The sequence below is a fragment of the Sporosalibacterium faouarense genome (assembly GCF_016765695.1).
GTDB classification, from domain to species: Bacteria; Bacillota; Clostridia; order Tissierellales; family VENL01; genus Sporosalibacterium; species Sporosalibacterium faouarense.
Genome location: NZ_JAETGO010000052.1, coordinates 1 through 21,089 on the forward strand (window position 1 = coordinate 1; position 21,089 = coordinate 21,089).

A 21,089-nucleotide genomic window follows, 5' to 3' on the forward strand; every position below is an offset into this window, starting at 1 on the left:
AAGAGTGGTTGCTGAAGATGAGTATGAAAATAGAAATGAAGCAAACATAGAGTTTACAATAGATAAAGATGCTTTGATTTTACCTGTAGTTGAATCAGTAGATCCAGAAGACCAGGAGACCAATGTTAAGAATGATACTAAAATCAAAGTAATATTTAATAAAAACATGGCCACTAGCACTATTATTGATGAAAATATAAGTGTGACTAAGAAAATAAGTGGCGAAAAAGCAGATATTACAATGGATTATAGCAATAAAGTTTTAACTATAGACACAGTTAATAATTTGAGTTATTCAACTATGTATGAAGTTAAGCTTTCGAATCTAATGGATGATTCAGGAAATATATTGGAAGACTTTACATCGACATTTACAATTCAGAGTAAACCATATGTACCTCCAGTGGAGCCTCCAAGTCGAGATGATGATGACGATGAGGATGATACCCCTGTTGAAAGTACAGAAGAACCCTATGTAGTAGTAAACTTATTAAATAGTGATGATCAGTCACTTGAAGTTAAAAGCGACAATGATGATATGGATAATCAGTTAGCTGCTATTGATAGTGATAGAGTTATTATCAATATTAAGGATAAAGGGTACTTTGATGAAATGTCTGTAAAAATGAGTCATGATTTTATATCTCAAACAATTGAAAATAATAAAGCTATTGAGATAGACTCAACTGTAAGTAGCTTTGAGATTGAACCTTCTAACATAAAGATAGAAGAAGGAGATAAAGTTAAGTTTGTAGTTAAGAAAACTAATGATATAGAGACTAAAAAATTGATAGGAGATATAGCGTCGAAAGAGTATATTATTACTTCTGAAATATATGATTATTCTTTAGTAGTTATAAAAGCTAATACAACTAAAGAACTGTTAACATCAGCTCCAATACAAATAACTACCAATTTTGATGTAAATAAATCATCAAATTATGAAAAAGTGGGAATGTATTTATATAACGAAGAAGAAGAGAAGTGGGAATATGCTGAAGGTAAAACTACTCAAGATGGTGTTGTAACATTTAATGTTAGTGAGTTTGGTAAATATTTAGCTATGGAATATAATAAGAAATTTGATGATGTAGATATTTCATGGGCTAATAATGCCATAGAAGTATTAACTGCTAGACATGTTATAGAAGGAGTAGATGAATCAAAATCAAACTATGCTCCTAGCAGGCCAATTTCGAAGGCAGCTTTCATTAAGCTATTAGTTGAGTCATTAGATCTTGAAAAAGGCGAGATAGACATTCAGTATGATGATGTAGAACCTAATATGTGGTATACAGAATATGTAGAAATCGCAATAAGTTTAGGGATAGCAGATGGAGAAAATGGTGAATTTAATCCTAATTTAGAAATATCTCGTGAAGAAATGGCAGTATTAATAGTGAATGCTCTTAAAGTTTATGACCCTGAAGCAGATTATCAAATTTCTGAGCTAACCTATAGCGATGAAATAGATATTTCAGACTGGGCAAAAGAAGCTGTATCAATAGCAACAGATAAAGGTCTTTTAGGTGGTGTAGGAGATAATAAGTTTGCTCCAAAAGCTACTTTCTCAAGAGCTCAATCGGCAGTGGTTATATATAGACTACTTAAGTTACTAGAATTATTATAGTAAAAAAAGATCTTGATGATTTGAGTCATCAAGATCTTTTTTATATGTATGAGAAGATAATGTTGTTCTTAGATAAGATTATAATTTAAAGGTTCAAATAGAAGTGTAAAATATATTTTTACATCAATTATATAAAATGATTATGTGAACAGTAATAATCTAAAAAGTAAAAGTTTAGTAAAAGTGAGATAAATCTGCTATAATGACTAAGGGTAGATTTACATTAGTTCATTAGATAAAATGACATAAAGATACAAAAGATATTAATATTGAAGGAGGCGCAGAATGGGATTAACTCTAACGACACAAATTATTATAGGACTTATTATTATTTTTTTAGCAGGAATGATTCAAGGTATAACAAGCTTTGGCTTTTCCTTATTAGCAGTTCCCTTACTAGGACTATTCTTACCTTTGCAAATTGTAGTACCAATGCTAGTTATATATAGCTTATTTTTGAATTCAATTATACTGTTTAATGTAAAAAACCATGTGAATCTTAGGAAAATAGCTATATTGGTTATAGCTGGTATAATCGGTACGCCTCTGGGAACCTATCTACTGAAGGCTTTAGATGAGAATATTCTTAAAGTAAGCGTTGGTATAATAGTAACATTATCAGCAGTTGCTTTTCTTAGAGGATTTAAAATACATGTAAAAAATGAAAAGTTATCTTTCATTCCAGTAGGATTTATTAGTGGACTTTTAAATGGAAGTGTTTCTCTAAGTGGACCTCCAATCATTCTCTTTCTAACCAATCAAGGAGTTGAAAAACAAACCTTTAGGGCAAACTTGACATCTTATTTCTGGGTATTGAATCTAATTACTATCCCTACTTATATTGTAAGTGATTTGATAACTAAAGATGTTATAACTTATACATCATATCTATTTCCTGCGCTGATTATAGGGGTCTTGTCTGGTATAAAGATAGGTAATAAAGTAGATGAAGGGTTATTTAAGAAGATGACATTAGTATTAATAGTTTTTATGGGGGTTTTATCAATAATTTCAGGAATTAAATAGGAGCATATCTACAAATATACGATTTCACCAAATAATATGCAAAAACACTTCAAAGCACAAATATCTGGAACATAAGGATATCAGTGCTTTTTATTTTTACTAAAATAAATATTTACAAAAACAGGAAAACATGTTATGATGTATTTAGATATTTAGATTAATGTCTAAATATTAAAAGAAGTATTGTTAATAAAAAAATTCAAAACTTAAATTAAAGGCTCTGGACTGGAGCAAAGGAGAGATACTATGAAGCTATTTAAAGCTAAACAAATATCTATAATATTGATATTAGTACTAATATTAGGGTTAACAGCTTGCACAAATAGTAATGACACCAATAATGAAGATAACTCAGGAGATTCTACAGATAATCAGAACAAAAGTATCGAAGAAATAGCAGTATCTTTTGTTAAGGATTTAATCAATGGAGAATATGATACTGCATATAATGATTATGAATTTGATAGTAAGATGAAAGAGGCGGTAAATCCAAGCTCACTACAAGCAGCAATAGATCAATTAAAAGGTTCTTTAGGGGATTTTGTTAAGATTGTTGACAAAACTCAAACTTCTCAAGATGGATATGAGATAATTTCAGTTACCTGTGAATTTGAAAATGACTATATGAATCTTAACGTAGTTTTCGATCAAGATAGTAAAATAGTTGGGTTTAATTTTTCAAATGTAGAGGATTTTAGTAAGACTGCTGAAGAAATGCCTGATAATATAGAAGAGCAAGAAGTAATTGTTGGGGAAGGAAAATGGCAACTTCCAGGTACTTTAGCTGTTCCAAAAGGACAAGGGACTTTTCCAGCTGTAGTACTAGTCCATGGTTCTGGCCCCAACGATAGGGATGAAACAGTTGGGCCTAATAAGCCATTTAGGGATATAGCGTGGGGCCTAGCAGAAAAAGGCATAGCAGTGCTTAGATATGAAAAGAGGACTAAAGAACATGCTCAGAAGGTTGTAGATGTTATAGATGAGTTCACAGTAGAGGATGAAACTATTGATGATGCATTACTAGCTGTTGATTTATTAAAAAGTAATGACAAAATTGATAATGATAGGATATACGTGTTAGGTCATAGCTTAGGGGGATATCTAGTACCTAGAATTGCCACACAAGATGAAGACATTTCAGGGTTTGTAATTTTAGCGGGACCTACTAGACATTTAGAGGACTTAATGGTTGAACAAATTGAATACTTATCGTCTCTAGATGGTAATATAACTGATGAAGAACAAGCACAAATTGATGCAGCTAAGAATGCACGGGAAAAAATAAAGGATCCAAATCTTGATTTAGACACTAATTTCAATGAGCTATTTGGTGGCAATCCAAAATACTGGATTGATTTAAGGAACTATGATCCAGCTAAGCTAGCAAAAGAATTAGATAGACCTATTTTAATAATGCAAGGAAAGAGAGATTATCAAGTTACTATGGAAGACTTTAACAATTGGAAGGAAGAATTACAAGATAAAAATAATGTTATTTTTAAAACCTATGACAAATTAAATCATTTATTTATGGCAGGAGAAGGTGACCCTAATCCCACTGAGTATGGAATTAAAGGAAAAGTATCTCAAGATGCAATTGATGATATTGCTATATTTATAAATGGTAAAAAGTAATTATAAAGCTTAAGAGCTTAGGATAATAATTATTATCTTAAGCTCTTATTAGTGTAATTAATCATCTTTTTTATTGTATTTTTCTTCTAGATCATTGGTATCAATATTTAATTTACTTGTATCAACGTCTAGGTCATTAGTATCTATATTTAAATTATCCATATTTAAATCATCTTCATTATATAACTTTTTATAATAATCTATAGTCTCTGTGTTAGAATCATTTTCTTTAATATCTACTTTATTATCATCATTGCTTTCATTTTTAACATTATTGTTTGTCTCATCTGATATATCAACAGCAGTTTGATTTTTAGTTTCGTTTATCTTAATATCTTGATTTTCACTATTATTAACATCATCATTAGTCATATTAGAATATTCTTCAACTATTTCTACTTCAGAACTAAAATCATTATCTGTAGGCGTATCACTATCCTCATTATTATTAGAAACTTCATTTTTTGGATTATTCTCTTCTAATTCTTTGTCATCATCTTTATTCATGAAAATTGAAAGACCATTAGATAAGGTCTTTTTAAATCCTTCTTTAGCTACATTAAACTTAGAATAATTATTAATATTCAAATGTTCATTTTCATTTGAAATCTTGTCTATTTCTAATAGGACTAGTCCAATTAATTCAAAATATTCCTTAAGAACTTCATTATCTTTGATAATACCAGGAGCTTTTATACTAATTGTATATATTTTATTATCGTTATTCTCTTCATATGTATTTACGCTATTAACTTCAAATAAAATATTATCTTGATTAGCTAATATCTCTTTAAAAGTTGTATTATTTAGAATTATATTCATAGCCTCGCTACTATTACTTCTAATTATATAGTCCTTGTAAGAAGAATCATTAGCATTGATATCTTGCATATCGAAAAAGTCTTTAAAATAATTGTGGAAGTATTCATTAAATATCTTAAATTTGAAACCAAATTTATTATAAAATTCACAAGATATTTTTGTTAAAACAGGATCTTTTTTAGAGCCAGTTTTATATACTTCTAATATAATTTCCCAATCTTTAAATTGCTTTCTTACTTCAATATTATTAGTAAGAGAATCAATGATTTCAAATTCACCATTTATATCCTCACTAAGAACTTTCCAAATTTCCCTATGTGTTGGACCAAATAATCTCATGTTATCATCTCCCCTATATAACTGTTATTATTTTAACATAAAAATGTGATTAGAAGTGTTAAATAATAAAAGTTAAAATTAACTTTTAGCATAAAGATAACCATATATAAGCTTCTAGCATATTATAAATATAATAATAAATGGGGAGGATTATGATGCCAAATATAAGTGAGAGTACCTGTAATAAAAAAGTATTTCCTATTAAAATTGGAGATGGACCAGAGAATAGATATTCTTTAGTCCTTTATGAAGATAGGGAAAAGTATAAGACATTAGTAAACATATTACAGCATAATAGGGAATTAAGAGAAACTCAATGTGTTTATAGTGAAGAATTACCCTATGTAGGAATTAAATTTTATAATAAAAAATGGAATGAAGTAGGTAGTAAAGTTCTAGTTTTATATAGTGAACCGATGGGTTCAGGGGGCTTTGTATCCTATGAGGTTTTAGGGAAAGAAGATGGCGAAATTAAAAAAATATTGTCACAGGAGAATGTTTACCAAGGAACTATTAGATTTAAAGATGGGGATCTAATACAAGGTATGGGTAATCAATTTAAGGTATGGAAAAAAGAAAATGGTGAATTTGTTCTTAAGCCTTATAGAATTCAGCCATATCCTGATGCAAATGTAGTAAGGTATTCCATTGTAGATGAAAATACTGTTGAAGTAGATAAGACCGAATTATCCGTGCCTGTAGGTAGTGTCATACAGTTTATAAGAGAAGATTTTAATGATGTAACAGACAGGTTGTTGTTTTCAAATGACTCTAATTGCTTAAATTATTTACAATATGCAACTTTTAAAATAACATGTAAATCTAAAACGACTGTAACGATAATTCCTTCAGGATATAATTGGGAAGGAGCTAAGGAAGTAGTAATAGAAGCAAAATAAGAAGCCAATACTTGACTGTTGGCTTCTTATTCAAAGTATTTAACATTTTCAAGATTTCTAGTGAGATAAGCTAGTCTTTTAATTTTCTTATTTATATAGTCTCTATCTAAAGATTCTAGGGCTTTTTTATTAAATCCATTAACTATGTAGTGGCTAAAATCCCAGACCTTTTCTTTTAATGGCATGGCATTTTCTTCTGCAATTACAATTAGTGCATCTAGCATAGCACCCATAACTGAGACATCTTGGTTACTATAATGTCTAAGTTGATAAAAAGTCTTGTAAAGTAACTCATCATATGATTTATCTTCAAATATAAGTCTGAGGCTTCCTTCATTATCATAGTAATATGTATTTTCAATATTTGCTGTACCTATTCTTGTTAATATCATGCCTAGTTGATTTATACATTTTACAGCAGTGTTTGGATCATTAATTCCTGGAGAGAGTGCTTTTAAAGCCACCTCAACAATCTTTTTAAGGCCAAATTCCATATCTTGTAGCATATTTCTTTCGCTTCCAATAGTGATATGCCTCAAAAATACTTCTGTGTCCTCTATACTCTTATTATTATTCCAAACTGAAACGATATTAGCATTTGTAGTTACATAGTCTCCTATCATCTTTTCAACTCTTATTATTATATCCTTGTTTTCTGCCAATCTTAAAAGGGCTAAATCATCAATCCTTTGAATATAGCCTATTTTTTTAGAAAAGATTAAAGTTCTTTCATCATCATTAACTTCATCACTGCTATTAACTAACTCATTTTGAATTTTTACATTTGAATTATTTTTTGCTTCTATTTTTTCTACAAGATTTAAAATATCAGATGTTAGTCTATCTATTAGTCTATTTACTTGAATTGATGTGGAAACATGGTGAATAAAGTATACGAAAAATCCTAGACAAATAATTGCAATTAATACACCTAAGGTAGCAGAGAATACATATATAGTAGAGTCAGTATCTTTAATAAAGAATAGGGTGAAAATTGAATAGATGAAACCACCCATAAATATACCTAGTACTCTTAAAGTCTTTTTATCTGTGATAAAATCCTCCAAAGTTCTTGGTGAAAACTGAGAAGAATATGTAGTTAAAACAACCATTATAGTTGAAAATGTTATGGTTGTCATAGTCAATAAAGAGGAAGCTAAAGTTGATAATATAGTTTTAGCTAACTCTACTCTCGTTAAAAAGAAGGTTAATGAGCTGTTTTGAAGTAAATAAGTGTACTGGGTGTCTAAGATGGTAGCCCCAATTGCTAATAAGAAGGCAATAAAGCTATAATAGCTTGGAACAAACCATACTCTGTTTTTGATTTTAAATATAAATGTTTTAATCATTTTAAATCTCCTTTGATTAAATCCAATCATTTCTTTTAAAGATTAAATATTCAATAAATGCAATGAAAACCATTGATACTGTAAAAAATAGAAAAGCATTAGGGCTATCAGTGCCAGGCATGCCACCTATATTGATACCAAAAAGACCAGTTAAAAAGCTAAGGGGTAGAAATATACTTCCAACAATCGAAAGAATATACATTGTTCTATTCATTTCCTCAGTTACTTTATTATTTAGCTCTTCTTGGATTATAGCTGCTCTGTCTCTTATGGTGTCAAGCTCTTCTACAAGTCTAGTTGTCTTTTCAGCAAGCTCTCTGATATATAATCTATCTAACTCATCCATCCAGTTTATATTTTCAATATGCAATTTGGATAGAACATCTCTTTGAGGAACTATATATCTTCTAATCAAAATAGTTTTTCTTCTCATCTCTGATAAATGTTTTCTAATTTCTTTACTACCTTTAGCGATAACCTGATCTTCGAGGTCGTCAACTTCATCCTCCATCTCAGATATATAATCATTAATTCTCATAGTTAAGTTTTCTAATACATTTCTTAAGAAACTATCCTTAGCATTGGGACCTTGACCTTGGGTAATAGCATTATTTATTTCATCAATAGCAAGGACTTTTTCTCTCCTGATTGTAATAATCCTATTGGAATCTATCCACATATGAAGAAAAACCATATCCTCTGCATCTGAGTTAGGGTTTAAGTTTAATCCTCTTAAATTGATTAATATGCCTTCCTTTAAAGAAAGAACTCTAGGTCTGCTATCTTCAGATAAAAGAGAATTGCAGACTACTTTGGGTATCCCGCTTTCTTTTATTAGCCATTCTTTAGACTTTAGGGTACCACCATCTAAATGTAACCATAAATACTTTGAGTCCTTATTACTCATATTGTTTATAGTGTTTACATCTTTAAAATCATTTATTTTTTTATAATTGTCTGTGTAAATATGATAACCAAAAACTATACCATTATTACTCATGTGACGCCCCCTTAAAAGAAGTTCAATCTAAATTTATGAACATATCAAGCTTATTATAGAATTATACTATATTAACAAAAAAATACAAATTCTTATGGCTAAAGTTTAATTTAGCTAATGATTAATCCTCTATTCATTTATACCTTTATTCTAATACAAATAAACTGTGTCTATTAATAGAAAAAATAAAAACTAAATATTCAACTATTCAAGGGTATGCTTAGACACAATAATAATATGTAACTATTATATATGCATATTTATGATATAGGGGCAATAATATATTGTAGAATAGACGATAAGGAGGGGCTTATTTGCTTAGCAATCGTATTATAAACATGAAGCCATCAATGACTGTGAATTTGACGGATAAACTAGAAGCATTGAAGAGGGAAGGAATAGATATAATTAGGCTGAATATAGGAGAGCCTGACTTTCAAACACCTGCTAATATAAGTAAAGCAGCAAAGGTTGCTGTTGATAATGATTTTACAAAATATACTCAAGTAGCTGGCTGTATCGAACTAAGAGAAGCGATATGTAGGAAATTTGAGCTAGATAATAATATTAAATATCATACTGATGAAATAATTGTGACAACAGGAGCCAAACAGGCATTAAATAATGCTCTGCTAACTCTTTGTAATAAAGGAGATGAAGTTATAGTACTAACTCCATGTTGGGTTAGTTATATAGAAATGGTTAAGCTTACTGGTGCAAAGCCAGTTTTGGTGGATTTGGATGGGAATGAAGGATTTAAATTAGATATTGAGATTATAGAGAAGGTTATATGTGATAAAACTAAAGCAATCTTAATAAACACTCCAAATAATCCTACAGGAGCAGTATATAATAAAAAAGAACTTTTGAACTTAGGTAAATTAGCTATTGAACATGACTTTTACATTATTTCTGATGAAATATATGAGAAGTTTATATATGGTGATAACAAACATATTTCAATTGCCAGCTTATCTGAAGACATTAAAAAAAGAGTAATCACCATAAGTGGGTTTTCCAAGACCTATGCTATGACTGGATGGAGGCTAGGTTATGCTGGGGGAACAAAAGCAATAATTAAAGCTATGGCAAATCTTCAAGGACATATGACATCTGGAGCTAATTCAATAGCTCAGAAGGCAGGTGTCGAAGCACTTCTAGGGTCACAAGATTCTGTTGAAAAAATGATTAATGAATATAAATGTAGAAGAAAATATCTCTTAGACAGGTTAAGAAATATTAATGAAATAAGATGCATGGACTCAAAAGGAGCTTTTTACCTTATGCCTGATATATCTAAAATATATGGAAGAAAATATAGAGGGAAAACTCTGATAAATTCCATAGATATTGCAGACTTTCTACTTGAAGAAGCCCATGTAGCTATAGTACCTGGAATAGCCTTTGAAGCACCAAATAATATAAGAATTGCATACTGTAATTCCCTTGAGAATATTAAAGAAGGAATGAATCGAATAGAGAAGTCATTAACGAAACTAGACTAGATATGACTAAATACTATAAAGGAACTGTTAATTATATCAATATGTTTTTTACTATTAAAGATAATAGGTTCAAAGTTGATTTGCTTTAGTAAATTATTATGCATTCAACACCATAATATGGTACAATATTACCATATTATGGTGTTTTTTTATAAAGTTAAAAAGTGAATGAGGAGAAGATAGTTTGAAAGGATTTAACTTTTAAATAGAATTATTTAGTAATTGAGGAAACTACATATTAAAATTCTATGCGAGCTTATATCTTGTGACAAAGATATTTAACCACTTTACTATTAGGTTTAAGGGAAAAGTAGCTGAATGAATCTCAGTTGAGATAAAATTTTAAAAAATATATTTGATTTATAAATATGTAATTTTATCAATCAAAAGAAATGGGGGGTTTTATGAAAAAGCTTTGTTTAATATTTCTTTCTGTACTTATTGTATCAAGCACTATTAATGTATTTGCCGTAGATAACGGAGTTATAGTAAGTACAGAGGAAGCTAAGTTTAGTGGGGTAAGATACCCATCGAAATACGATTTAAGAGAAGAAGATAGGGTTACTTTTGTTAAAGCACAGGGGCAACTAGGAACTTGTTGGGCAGTTTCTTCAATTGCAGCGTTAGAATCAGCATTAAAAACTAAAGAAGGAAAAGAATATGACTTATCGGAAATAAATCTATCTACTCAACTTAGTAATGCCTATGAGGTTAGCTTTAATAGGTCTCCTGCCGGTGGTGGAGATGACCCTATAGCAGTTGGATACTTTGCCAGTTGGAGAGGACCAGTACTTGAATCTGATGACCCATATCCTGAAAATGGTATGGAAAAGAATATAGAGATTAGAACTGGTAAGAAACCAATAAAGCATATACAAGAAGTAATATTCCTTCCCGATAGAAAGGATCCGCTAGATAATGATTTAATTAAAGAGCATGTAATGAAATATGGTGCTATATCGGTAAGCATGTGGAAGGGTACAGATCAAACCTTTGGTAGGTTCTATAATGAAAAAGAGTTTGCTTGGTACTATCCCCATGACTATATGAATAATGAAGGAAATGGTCATGCAGTTGACATTGTAGGTTGGGATGATAATTATCCAAAAGAGAATTTTAAAATCACACCACCGGGAGATGGAGCATTTATCGTTAAAAATACTAAGGGTCCATTGTGGGGGCAACCCGATAGAAAAGAAAATATGGGAGGATATTTCTATATATCCTATTATGATGGTATGATTGGAGATAAGCTTGATGGCAATATTGGAAGTGCTGTTTTCACTAGAATTGATGAAACAGATAATTATGACAATATTTATCAATATGATTTACTAGGCTATACTAAATCTTTAAAGGATACTTCTGATAATAGAGAAGTATGGTTTAGTAATGTATTCGATATTAACAAAGGTAAAAATGAAGAATTATCAGCTGTAAGTTTCTATACCCTTGATGAAAATTTAAACTATGAGATATGGATTAATACTAAGTTTTCAGGAAAATCGTCACTTAATAATATGAAAAAAATCAAGAGTGGTAAGATTAGATTACCAGGTTATCATACTATTGATTTGGATAAGATAGTAAATTTATATGACTCAGAGAAAGTTGCTGTATCAATAAAACTCACTTCTGATAAGATTAGTCCATCAATTGCTTTGGAATCGCCTAATGGAGTTATATCTAATACTGCTATTGCAGAGAAAGGGCAGAGTTATATAAAGAAAAATTCCCATAGTTCTTGGACTGATATTCAGGGATATGAAAAAAATTCAAATGTATGTCTTAAGATATTTACGGATAATAGGGCATCATCTGAAGATAAACTGTTAAGTGTAGAGGCTATGAAAGAGGATGTTGACTTTATAGTTGATTGGATACTTAGTCATCAGCCTGTAGCAAGGGTCGAAGGATATACACCACAGCAGGAAGAGATAATTGAGAATGTCTATAATAAAATCAATAAGCCTATGACTGAGGATGATTTCTATTTAATTATCAATAGGTTATTTACAATGATGGGTGATGGGCATACTAAATTAAGTTATCATTCAGAAAATTCCAAGTTTTTAAATCTTCCTTTTGTATGGTTGGAGGAAGGATTAATTGTGAATCAAAGTACAAATAGATATATTGTAGGAGATAAAATACTATCTATAGGAGGTAAAACACCAGAGGAACTAAGTAATATACTTTATGAACAAGTTTCCTCAGAAAATGATTATTGGATTCGTGCAGAAGCTTCTGATGTTTTAATAGAAGACCAATATTTAAAATACTTTGAATTAATTAATGACGATAATACGGTAGATATAGAAATTGAAAGAAATGGAAAGATAATCATCTTTAAGGAATCTTTTTCTAAAAAAAGAGGATTTAGTGATGAATATAGGGATTGGGTATCATGGCATATTGAAAAGGAAAATAATCTAGGATATTTTCAATTTGATAAGTGGGCAATGGATGAGGATATGTTTAAAGAAATTCAGAATAATATGGATGAATTCTTTAACGAGGTAGCAGAAAATAATATAGAAAATATAGTTTTTGATATCAGAGAAAATCCAGGTGGAACTGCCGGAACGTTAAACTATCTGTTTAGGTTTTTAGATGTAGGAACGGTTTATGGCTCAGAATATAGAGAGTATGGAAGGATTAATTACTTTCCAAAAGCAGATGAAAGTCTTATATTTGACGGCGATATATATTTCATGCTATCAAATAGAAGCTTTAGTTGCTCAGTATTTGCAACAACGATATTGAATGATAATGGAATAGTTAAGGTAATAGGAGAACCCAGTGGTGAGAATCCAGCATTTAATAAACACGGAAGTGGGTCGGATGGTTCTTTACCAAATACTGGCTGGAAATTTATGATGACTAGCTCTAAATCTCAACGTCCCCGTGATGAGGATGAATCAGAAGATGCAATTTATCCTGATATACCTGTATATACAACTAGAGATGAAATTATAACAGGTAGAGATATACAGATGGAGAGAATGAGAGAGATTGCTAGAAGTGAAGATTGGATATACACTGAGGAAACTATTGAACTAGATGAAGATGATGTAATTAATATAACTCAAGGTAATAAATTTTTTATAGAACAAGGGACGGACATAAACATAACCTTAGATTTTGATAAGATAAGTAAGGAGAATATTTGGCTTGAGGATACAATAAATCATGAAAAAATAAAGATTCAGATTAAAAGTACCTCCAACGGATTAGTATTAGAAATACCAAATGACTTAGAAAAAGGTATGACTTATCATCTGGTTATTCCCAGTGGAAATGTAACATATGCTACATTACTAACTATGAAGTCAGAAATAGAAAAAGCTTCAAGTTTTAGTCTTATTGGGAATTATTTAAAAGACATATACAAGCCATGGAATGCTTTGCAGATATCCTTTACTGAGGAAATTAAAAATATTAAGGATGTAAATAAGATAGAGTTAATTGATGAACAAGGAAAAAAAGTGAGGATTAACAGAACTGAAGTAGTGGGGGCCGATGAGAAAAAGATACTAGTTATTGAACCTAGTATACATCTTAAAAAAGGTAAAGAATATACTTTAAGCATACCTGGAGATGTAATTGAATCTATTGATGGGGAAAAATATAGTAAGGAAATTACAGTAACATTTACTGTGAAATGATTATTTGAGGAAATTGCATATTAAAATTTTTTGTAAGATTATATCCTCATAACTCTGGTATTCAGCCACTTTACTATTTAATTTAAGGAAAAAGTGACTGAATAAGTCGCAACTGGGATGAAATCTTGTAAAAATATATTTAATTTGTAAATATTCAATTCTCTCATTTAAATAAATCATAAATGTTCAATATGTTCAATATATAGTATAAAAAGTTCTATGGGATTTGAAACTCTTATAGAACTTTTTTATTTAAAAGTAATACATTTTTAAAGAAGTAACATATAGGGAGAATAGGAAGAATTATAAATTAGGAAAGAAACAAGCCATGAAACACGAACATTAACACTAGATAAAACTTTTAAAATACGCCATAAATCAAAATATAACAAAAACATAACAAAAATAATTCGAGTTCTTGTTGACATTGAATCTATATATTGTTAAGATGAAATTGTCGAAGAAATGAAATGAAACGAAAAAAATTATATATTGCCCATATAAATTTCAGAATAAGGCTGAGAAGTTTCTACCAAGTGACCGTAAATCACTTGACTATGGGTGAAAGTGCATCTAGGGTTCCGAAGATTTTCTTGCTGGTCCAAGCGATGCAGATATTACATAATAATCACTTATTAATGTAATATTACACCTGGGGGAAAAAAGCCCGGAGGGATAGGTTTCACTTATTAGTGAAATCTATCCCTTTGGGCTTTTTTACTTTTTGTAAAAAAAGTATTAAAACAAAAATGATAGAATATATGTTGAAGATTGACTAAGGAAAAAGTAACTTCATAATATATATCTTAAATGTGATCTTACAAAGATAAGTATAATTTGAATATGAAAGTTTCTAAGATAGGTGCAATAATACTACTTTCATTTTAATTTCTAAATTAAAACAAATAACAAATATAAATAAGGAAACTGTATAAAATTACAAATGCAATTTCCTATCATAAATAAAATTATAAAATAGATACTATAACAACAATAAGGTGGTGGACATATTGAGTAGATATGTTAAAAGAATCTTTGTTGAAAAGAAAAAAGGATTTGATGTAGAAGCAGGACATCTTTTTTTAGACTTAAAAGAGAATTTAAGCTTAGAGGGATTAGAGAATGTAAGGATAATTAATAGATACGATATATCCGGTATCTCTGATAGTGAATATAAAAGAGCTGTCAAAACTATATTCTCTGAGCCTAATGTAGACAATGTTTATGAAGAAGAGATTGAAATAAATAATAAAGATAAGGCCTTCGCAATTGAATTTTTACCAGGACAATATGACCAAAGAGCAGATTCAGCAGCTCAATGTGTTGAAATACTAACTGAAAATGAAATACCTATAGTTAGAACGGCAAAGCTCTTTATTTTAGAAGGTCAAATAAGTGAAGAAGAGTTCAATCAGGTAAAGAAATATTGTATAAATCCTGTGGATTCTAGAGAAGCATCTTTAGAAAAGCCTAAATCCTTAGATATTCAATATGAAGTCCCAAAAGATGTATCTATTCTAAGTGGATTTATGGGTAAGGATGAGAGTGAATTAAAAGTATTTAAAGAAGCTATGGGATTTGCTATGAGCTTAGAAGATTTAAAGTTTTGTCAGGAATATTTTAAGAATGATGAAAAGAGAGATCCATTTATCACAGAGTTAAAGGTAATAGATACGTACTGGTCAGATCACTGTAGACATACAACTTTTTTGACAAAAATAGAAGAAGCAAAATTTAGTGATGGAGAGTATGGAAGAGCTATTAAAAATGTATATAATAACTACTTAAATACAAGAAAATATGTATATGGAGAAAAGGAAAAAGATATCTGTTTAATGGATATTGCAGTTATCGGTATGAAAGAGTTAAGAAAAAAAGGGTTACTTGATGATTTGGATGTTTCAGAAGAAATTAATGCTTGTAGTATAAATGTACCGGTTGAAATAGATGGAAAAAAAGAAGAGTGGCTAGTGATGTTTAAGAATGAAACCCATAATCATCCTACAGAAATCGAGCCATTTGGTGGAGCTGCCACATGTTTAGGAGGAGCAATCAGAGATCCACTATCTGGTAGATCATATGTATATCAAGCCATGAGGGTAACTGGAAGTGGTGATCCAAGGGCAAAGATTGAAGATACTCTTAATGGAAAGCTTCCACAGAGAAAAATAACAAGGGAAGCAGCTCAAGGATTTAGCTCCTATGGCAATCAAATAGGACTTGCAACAGGACAAGTTTCAGAGTTTTATGATGAAGGATATGTAGCCAAAAGAATGGAAATAGGAGCAGTAATAGCTGCTACACCTAAGGAAAATGTTATTAGGGAAAGACCAAAAGCAGGAGATTTAGTAATCCTAGTAGGTGGTAGAACTGGGAGAGACGGATGTGGTGGAGCTACAGGATCATCAAAGGAGCATACAGAAGATTCGATATTGGATTGTGGTGCTGAAGTTCAAAAAGGAAATCCTCCAGTTGAAAGAAAGCTTCAAAGATTATTTAGAAATCCTAGATTTAGTAAACTAGTAAAAAGATGTAATGACTTTGGAGCAGGTGGTGTTTCTGTAGCTATAGGAGAATTGGCAGATAGCTTGGAGATAAACTTAGATAATGTACCAAAGAAATATGATGGACTAGATGGTACTGAATTAGCCATATCAGAATCTCAAGAAAGAATGGCAATAGTAATAGATAAGGAAAGTATGGAAATTATACAAGAATGTGCCAGTGAAGAAAACTTGGAGACATCGGTAGTAGCTAAGGTAACCTCTGATAATAGATTGAGAATGAAATGGCGAGGAAACATTGTATTAGATATTAGTAGGGATTTCTTAGATACAAATGGAGTTAAACAAAATACAAAGGTATTTGTTAAAGAACCCATAAAAGAGAAGAATTATTTCAATAGAATACCAACTGAGGTTGAAAAGAGCTTATCAGATATTGATAAGGCTTGGATTGAGAATCTAAAAGATTTAAATGTAGCATGTCAGAAGGGCTTAGGAGAAAGATTCGATAGCACTATAGGAGCTGGAACAGTATTAATGCCTTTTGGAGGCAAATATCAGTTGACTCCGGCTCAAAGTATGGTAGGGAAAATTCCAGTACTAAAGGGGGAAACTGATACATGTACCATTATGACCCACGGATTTGATCCTAAGTTATCAAAATGGAGTCCATTCCATGGAGCTTTATATGCAGTTCTTGAATCAGTAGCTAGAGTTGTTGTAGCAGGAGGAAACCATAAGAATGTAAGACTTACATTACAAGAGTATTTTGAAAAGCTAGGAAATGACGAAGAAAGATGGGGTAAGCCCTTCAGTGCTTTATTGGGAGCATATCATGCGCAAAAAAGCTTTGGTATTCCAGCTATTGGAGGAAAGGATAGTATGTCAGGGACATTTAATGATTTAGATGTACCTCCAACATTAGTAAGCTTTGCAGTAGATGCTGCAGATGCAAAAGAAATCATTTCTCCAGAGTTTAAGAAGGCCAACAGTAAGATTATACTTATAAAAGGTAAGAGAGATAAAAATGAATTACCTGATTTTCAAATTATGAATAATAACTTTACGAGAATACATCAGTTGATTTTACAAGATAAGATATTAGCAGCCCATACTGTAGGCATAGGTGGTGTAGCAGCAGCAACTAGTAAAATGGCCTTTGGAAATAAGATAGGGATAACTTTTAAAGACGATATAGATTCAAGAGAGTTATTTATAGCAGACTATGGTTCAATTATTGTAGAAATTGATAGCAATGAAGATATAGATAATTTGCTAAATGGAATAAATTATGTTGTCTTAGGAACTACAAAGGATGAGGAGACAATTGAAATATTAGGAAGCAAGATTAGCTTAGATACTCTTATAGAAGCTTGGCGAGAACCTTTAAAGGATGTATTTCCAATAAAGGAAGGGATAGACGGTAATACATCAGTAGTGCAGTATACCAAAGGAAATAAAATTAAGGCCAAAGGGAAATTTGCTAAACCTAGAGTTGTAATACCAGTATTTCCAGGGACTAATTGTGAATATGATACTGGAAGAGCCTTTGTGAGAGCTGGTGGCGAAGTTAATACCCTCATATTTAAAAACTTGAAACCAACTGATATTAAAGAGTCAATAGAAATGATGGCAAAGACAATAAATGAATCTCAAATCATTGCATTACCCGGTGGTTTTAGCGCTGGAGATGAACCAGATGGATCTGGAAAGTTTATTGCCACTATATTTAGAAATCCAATTATAGAAGAAGCTATAATGAACCTATTAAGAAATAGGGATGGATTAATGATAGGAATCTGCAATGGATTTCAAGCATTGGTTAAGCTAGGCTTACTACCTTATGGTGAAATAAGAGAGATGGATGAACATTCACCTACATTAACATTTAATAAGCTTGGAAGACATATTTCTCGTTTCGCAAGGACTAAACTAGTTTCAAATTTATCACCGTGGTTTAATGGAATTAATGTAGGAGATATTCACAACATAGCATTATCCCATGGAGAAGGTAGATTTGTTGCAAATGAAGATGAGATTAACAGAATGATAGAAAATGGTCAGGTAGCCACTCAATATGTTGATATAAATGGAGAACTAAGCTATGACGGAGATATAAATCCAAATGGCTCAATCAATTGTATAGAGGGAATCACAAGTCCTGATGGCAGAATATTAGGTAAAATGGGACATTCAGAAAGGATAGGTAAGAATTTATATAAAAATATCCTTGGAGAAAAGGACCAAAGAATTTTTGAAGCTGGAGTTAAATATTTTAGGGATTAGTTGATGTTATCTATTGAGGAGGTATAATATGAATCCAAAGGACTTTAAAATTGGAATAATTGGGGGAGGTCAGCTAGGGAAAATGCTTATTCAGGAAGCAAAAAAAATGGATTTTACAGTATTAGTATTGGATCCATCGACTTGTGCTCCAGGAGGTAAAATTGCTGATCATCATATTATAGGAGATTTTTATGATAAGGATAAAATAAGGGAATTAGTAGAGCAGTGTGATGTAACTACATTCGAAATAGAGAATATAGATACAGAAATTTTATCTATACTTGAAGGAGAAGGAAACACTATATTTCCATCACCTAAGCTATTAGAAACTATTAAGGATAAATCAAAGCAAAAAGAAATGCTTCAACAAAATAATATACCAACATCCAAATGGAAAAGAATCAATAGTCTTGAAGAAACAGCAGAAGAATTAGGATTACCCTTTGTTCAAAAATCATGCTGTGGGGGATACGATGGCAGAGGTGTCTATGTAGTTAAGAATGAAGAAGGTTTTTCGGAAGCTTTAAAGGGAGAAAGCTTTGGAGAAGAATTCGTAGATTTTGAAAAAGAATTAGGGATTATGGTTGCAAGAAATAGCAGGGGAGAAACAAAATGTTTTCCAGTGGTAGAAATGGTATTTGATCATAAGGAAAATATATGCGATATGATAATTGCACCAGGGAAAGTAGATAAAGATATAGAAAAGAAAGCCAAAGACTTGGCAATAAAATGTATTGAAGGATTGGATGGAGTTGGAGTTTTCGGAATTGAAATGTTTCTAACTAAGGATGGAGATGTTCTTATTAATGAGATTGCTCCAAGAGTTCATAATTCAGGACACTATACTATAGAATCATGTATAACATCACAGTTTGAGCAGCATATTAGGGCTATTTGTGGTATGCCCCTTGGCTCTACAGAACTGATAATTCCATCGGTGGTAATAAACATCTTAGGGCAAGAAGGACAGCATGGTAATCCCTATTATCAAGGGTTGAAGGAAGTCCTGGAGATACCAGGAGTAAACACACATATTTATGGTAAGGAATACATTAAGCCCTATAGAAAGATGGGGCATGTAACCGTTGTAGATAGGGATATTAATGAAGCTATTAATAAATCAAATAAAGTTAAAAAGGTTTTAAAGGCTATTTCAATGGAGGTGAATTCAGTTGAATAAAGATGTAAGGGTTGGAATAATAATGGGAAGTGATTCAGATTTACCAGTTATGAAGGATGCAGCTGAGATACTCGATAATTTTGATATCGGGTATGAATTAACAATAGTATCTGCCCATAGAACTCCAGAACGATTAGTGGAATATGCAAAGGATGCTAAGTCTAGAGGTCTTGACGTTATTATAGCAGGAGCTGGAGGAGCAGCTCATTTGCCAGGGATGATAGCATCACTAACGGAATTACCTGTAATCGGTGTCCCTATTAAAACATCATCTTTAAGTGGTCTAGACTCTTTGCTTTCCATAGTTCAGATGCCTGGTGGTGTTCCAGTGGCAACAGTAGCAATTAATGGAGCTCGTAATGCAGGGATTTTATCGGCACAAATTGTAGGGGTGAAAACACCAGAAGTGCAAGAAAAAGTATTCAATTATAAGAGAGACCTAGGTAAAAGTGTGATAGAAAAAGCTGACAATCTTGAAGAGATAGGATATAAGGACTATCTTAAGGAGGGAAAGTAAAATGATGAAAAAAGATATGATATATGAAGGGAAAGCTAAAAAAGTCTTTAAGACAGATGATAGTAAAAGATATATCGTAGGATACAAAGACGACGCTACTGCATTTAATGGTGAAAAAAAGGGTACTATTGTGGGGAAAGGAATAATCAATAACAAGATGTCAGCTTTGGTATTTAAGCTCTTGGAGGGAAGGGGAATACCAACACATTTCATTGATATTTTAAATGATAGAGAAATGATGGTTAAAGCTGTTGAGATATTACCTCTAGAAGTAATAGTAAGAAATGTGGCAGCAGGATCATTGGCCAAGAGACTAGGCATAGATGAAGGTACTGAAATGAAGGAACCAGTTTTAGAATTTTGTTATAAGAATGATGACTTAGGAGATCCAATGATAAACGAATATCATATTAAAGCCATTGACTTAGCTACAGAAGAACAGATTCAATTGATTAAAAGATATTCATTAAAAATAAATGAAATACTTAAAAGGTTTTTCATAGAAAGAAATATTAAGTTAGTAGATTTCAAGCTAGAATTTGGAACCCATGATGGAGAAGTTATATTGGCAGATGAAGTTTCACCTGATACTTGTAGATTATGGGATGCCGATACTAATAAGAAGCTTGATAAGGATAGATTCAGAAGAGATTTAGGTGATGTAGAAGAGGCATATAATGAAGTGTTAGGGAGAATTCTTTTTTAAAGGCAGTGCTACATTTAGGAGGT

Annotated in this window: 13 protein-coding genes and 1 riboswitch; of the genes, 10 read left to right on the forward strand and 3 right to left on the reverse strand. The window is 31.2% G+C overall.

The window, feature by feature from the left end; genetic code table 11:
- The 3 genes from JMO20_RS10690 to JMO20_RS10700 form a co-directional block, all read left to right on the forward strand.
- Positions 1-1,630: S-layer homology domain-containing protein (locus JMO20_RS10690; RefSeq protein WP_202709660.1), on the forward strand; the 1,630-nt coding region annotated here is incomplete at its 5' end.
- Between the two features lie 285 nt (positions 1,631-1,915).
- Positions 1,916-2,656 (forward strand): sulfite exporter TauE/SafE family protein, encoded by a 741-nt coding sequence (locus JMO20_RS10695; RefSeq protein ID WP_202709661.1) that lies wholly within the window; start codon positions 1,916-1,918, stop codon positions 2,654-2,656.
- A gap of 246 nt (positions 2,657-2,902) precedes the next feature.
- Positions 2,903-4,291: a DUF3887 domain-containing protein gene (locus JMO20_RS10700; RefSeq protein WP_202709662.1), complete on the forward strand. Its 1,389-nt coding sequence runs from the start codon at positions 2,903-2,905 to the stop codon at positions 4,289-4,291.
- Between the two features lie 57 nt (positions 4,292-4,348).
- On the opposite strand, the gene JMO20_RS10705 is transcribed toward JMO20_RS10700, so the two are convergent.
- Complete coding sequence (locus JMO20_RS10705; RefSeq protein ID WP_202709663.1) at positions 4,349-5,452, reverse strand: hypothetical protein; 1,104 nt, start codon at positions 5,450-5,452, stop codon at positions 4,349-4,351.
- Between the two features lie 155 nt (positions 5,453-5,607).
- Here JMO20_RS10705 and JMO20_RS10710 point away from each other — a divergent pair, with 155 nt between their 5' ends.
- Entirely contained in the window at positions 5,608-6,351 is a 744-nt protein-coding gene (locus tag JMO20_RS10710) for a hypothetical protein (protein ID WP_202709664.1), read from the forward strand.
- A gap of 26 nt (positions 6,352-6,377) precedes the next feature.
- On the opposite strand, the gene JMO20_RS10715 is transcribed toward JMO20_RS10710, so the two are convergent.
- Both JMO20_RS10715 and JMO20_RS10720 read right to left on the reverse strand, forming a co-directional pair.
- Positions 6,378-7,700, reverse strand: a complete 1,323-nt coding sequence (locus tag JMO20_RS10715) for a DUF2254 domain-containing protein (protein ID WP_202709665.1) — start codon at positions 7,698-7,700, stop codon at positions 6,378-6,380.
- Positions 7,701-7,716: 16 nt separating this feature from the next.
- On the reverse strand, positions 7,717-8,700 hold the full coding sequence (locus JMO20_RS10720; protein WP_202709666.1) for a zinc transporter ZntB: 984 nt from the start codon (positions 8,698-8,700) through the stop codon (positions 7,717-7,719).
- Between the two features lie 314 nt (positions 8,701-9,014).
- On the opposite strand from JMO20_RS10720, the gene JMO20_RS10725 reads away from it, so the two are divergent.
- From JMO20_RS10725 to purC, 6 genes are all read left to right on the forward strand, one after another.
- Complete coding sequence (locus tag JMO20_RS10725) at positions 9,015-10,205, forward strand: pyridoxal phosphate-dependent aminotransferase (protein WP_279380106.1); 1,191 nt, start codon at positions 9,015-9,017, stop codon at positions 10,203-10,205.
- Between the two features lie 404 nt (positions 10,206-10,609).
- On the forward strand, positions 10,610-13,873 hold the full coding sequence (locus tag JMO20_RS10730) for a lectin like domain-containing protein (RefSeq protein ID WP_202709667.1): 3,264 nt from the start codon (positions 10,610-10,612) through the stop codon (positions 13,871-13,873).
- Positions 13,874-14,349: 476 nt separating this feature from the next.
- Positions 14,350-14,451: riboswitch (purine riboswitch) on the forward strand.
- A 423-nt stretch (positions 14,452-14,874) separates the two neighbouring features.
- Positions 14,875-18,663, forward strand: a complete 3,789-nt coding sequence (locus JMO20_RS10735) for a phosphoribosylformylglycinamidine synthase (RefSeq protein WP_424141326.1) — start codon at positions 14,875-14,877, stop codon at positions 18,661-18,663.
- Between the two features lie 28 nt (positions 18,664-18,691).
- Positions 18,692-19,843: a 5-(carboxyamino)imidazole ribonucleotide synthase gene (locus JMO20_RS10740; RefSeq protein WP_202709669.1), complete on the forward strand. Its 1,152-nt coding sequence runs from the start codon at positions 18,692-18,694 to the stop codon at positions 19,841-19,843.
- Entirely contained in the window at positions 19,836-20,360 is a 525-nt protein-coding gene (gene purE / locus JMO20_RS10745; RefSeq protein ID WP_243414716.1) for a 5-(carboxyamino)imidazole ribonucleotide mutase, read from the forward strand. The genes JMO20_RS10740 and purE overlap by 8 nt, the downstream gene beginning before the upstream one ends.
- Before the next feature lies 1 nt (position 20,361).
- A complete protein-coding gene (gene purC / locus JMO20_RS10750) occupies positions 20,362-21,066 on the forward strand; it encodes a phosphoribosylaminoimidazolesuccinocarboxamide synthase (protein ID WP_202709670.1) in 705 nt (234 codons plus the stop codon).
- The last annotated feature ends 23 nt before the right edge of the window (positions 21,067-21,089 follow it).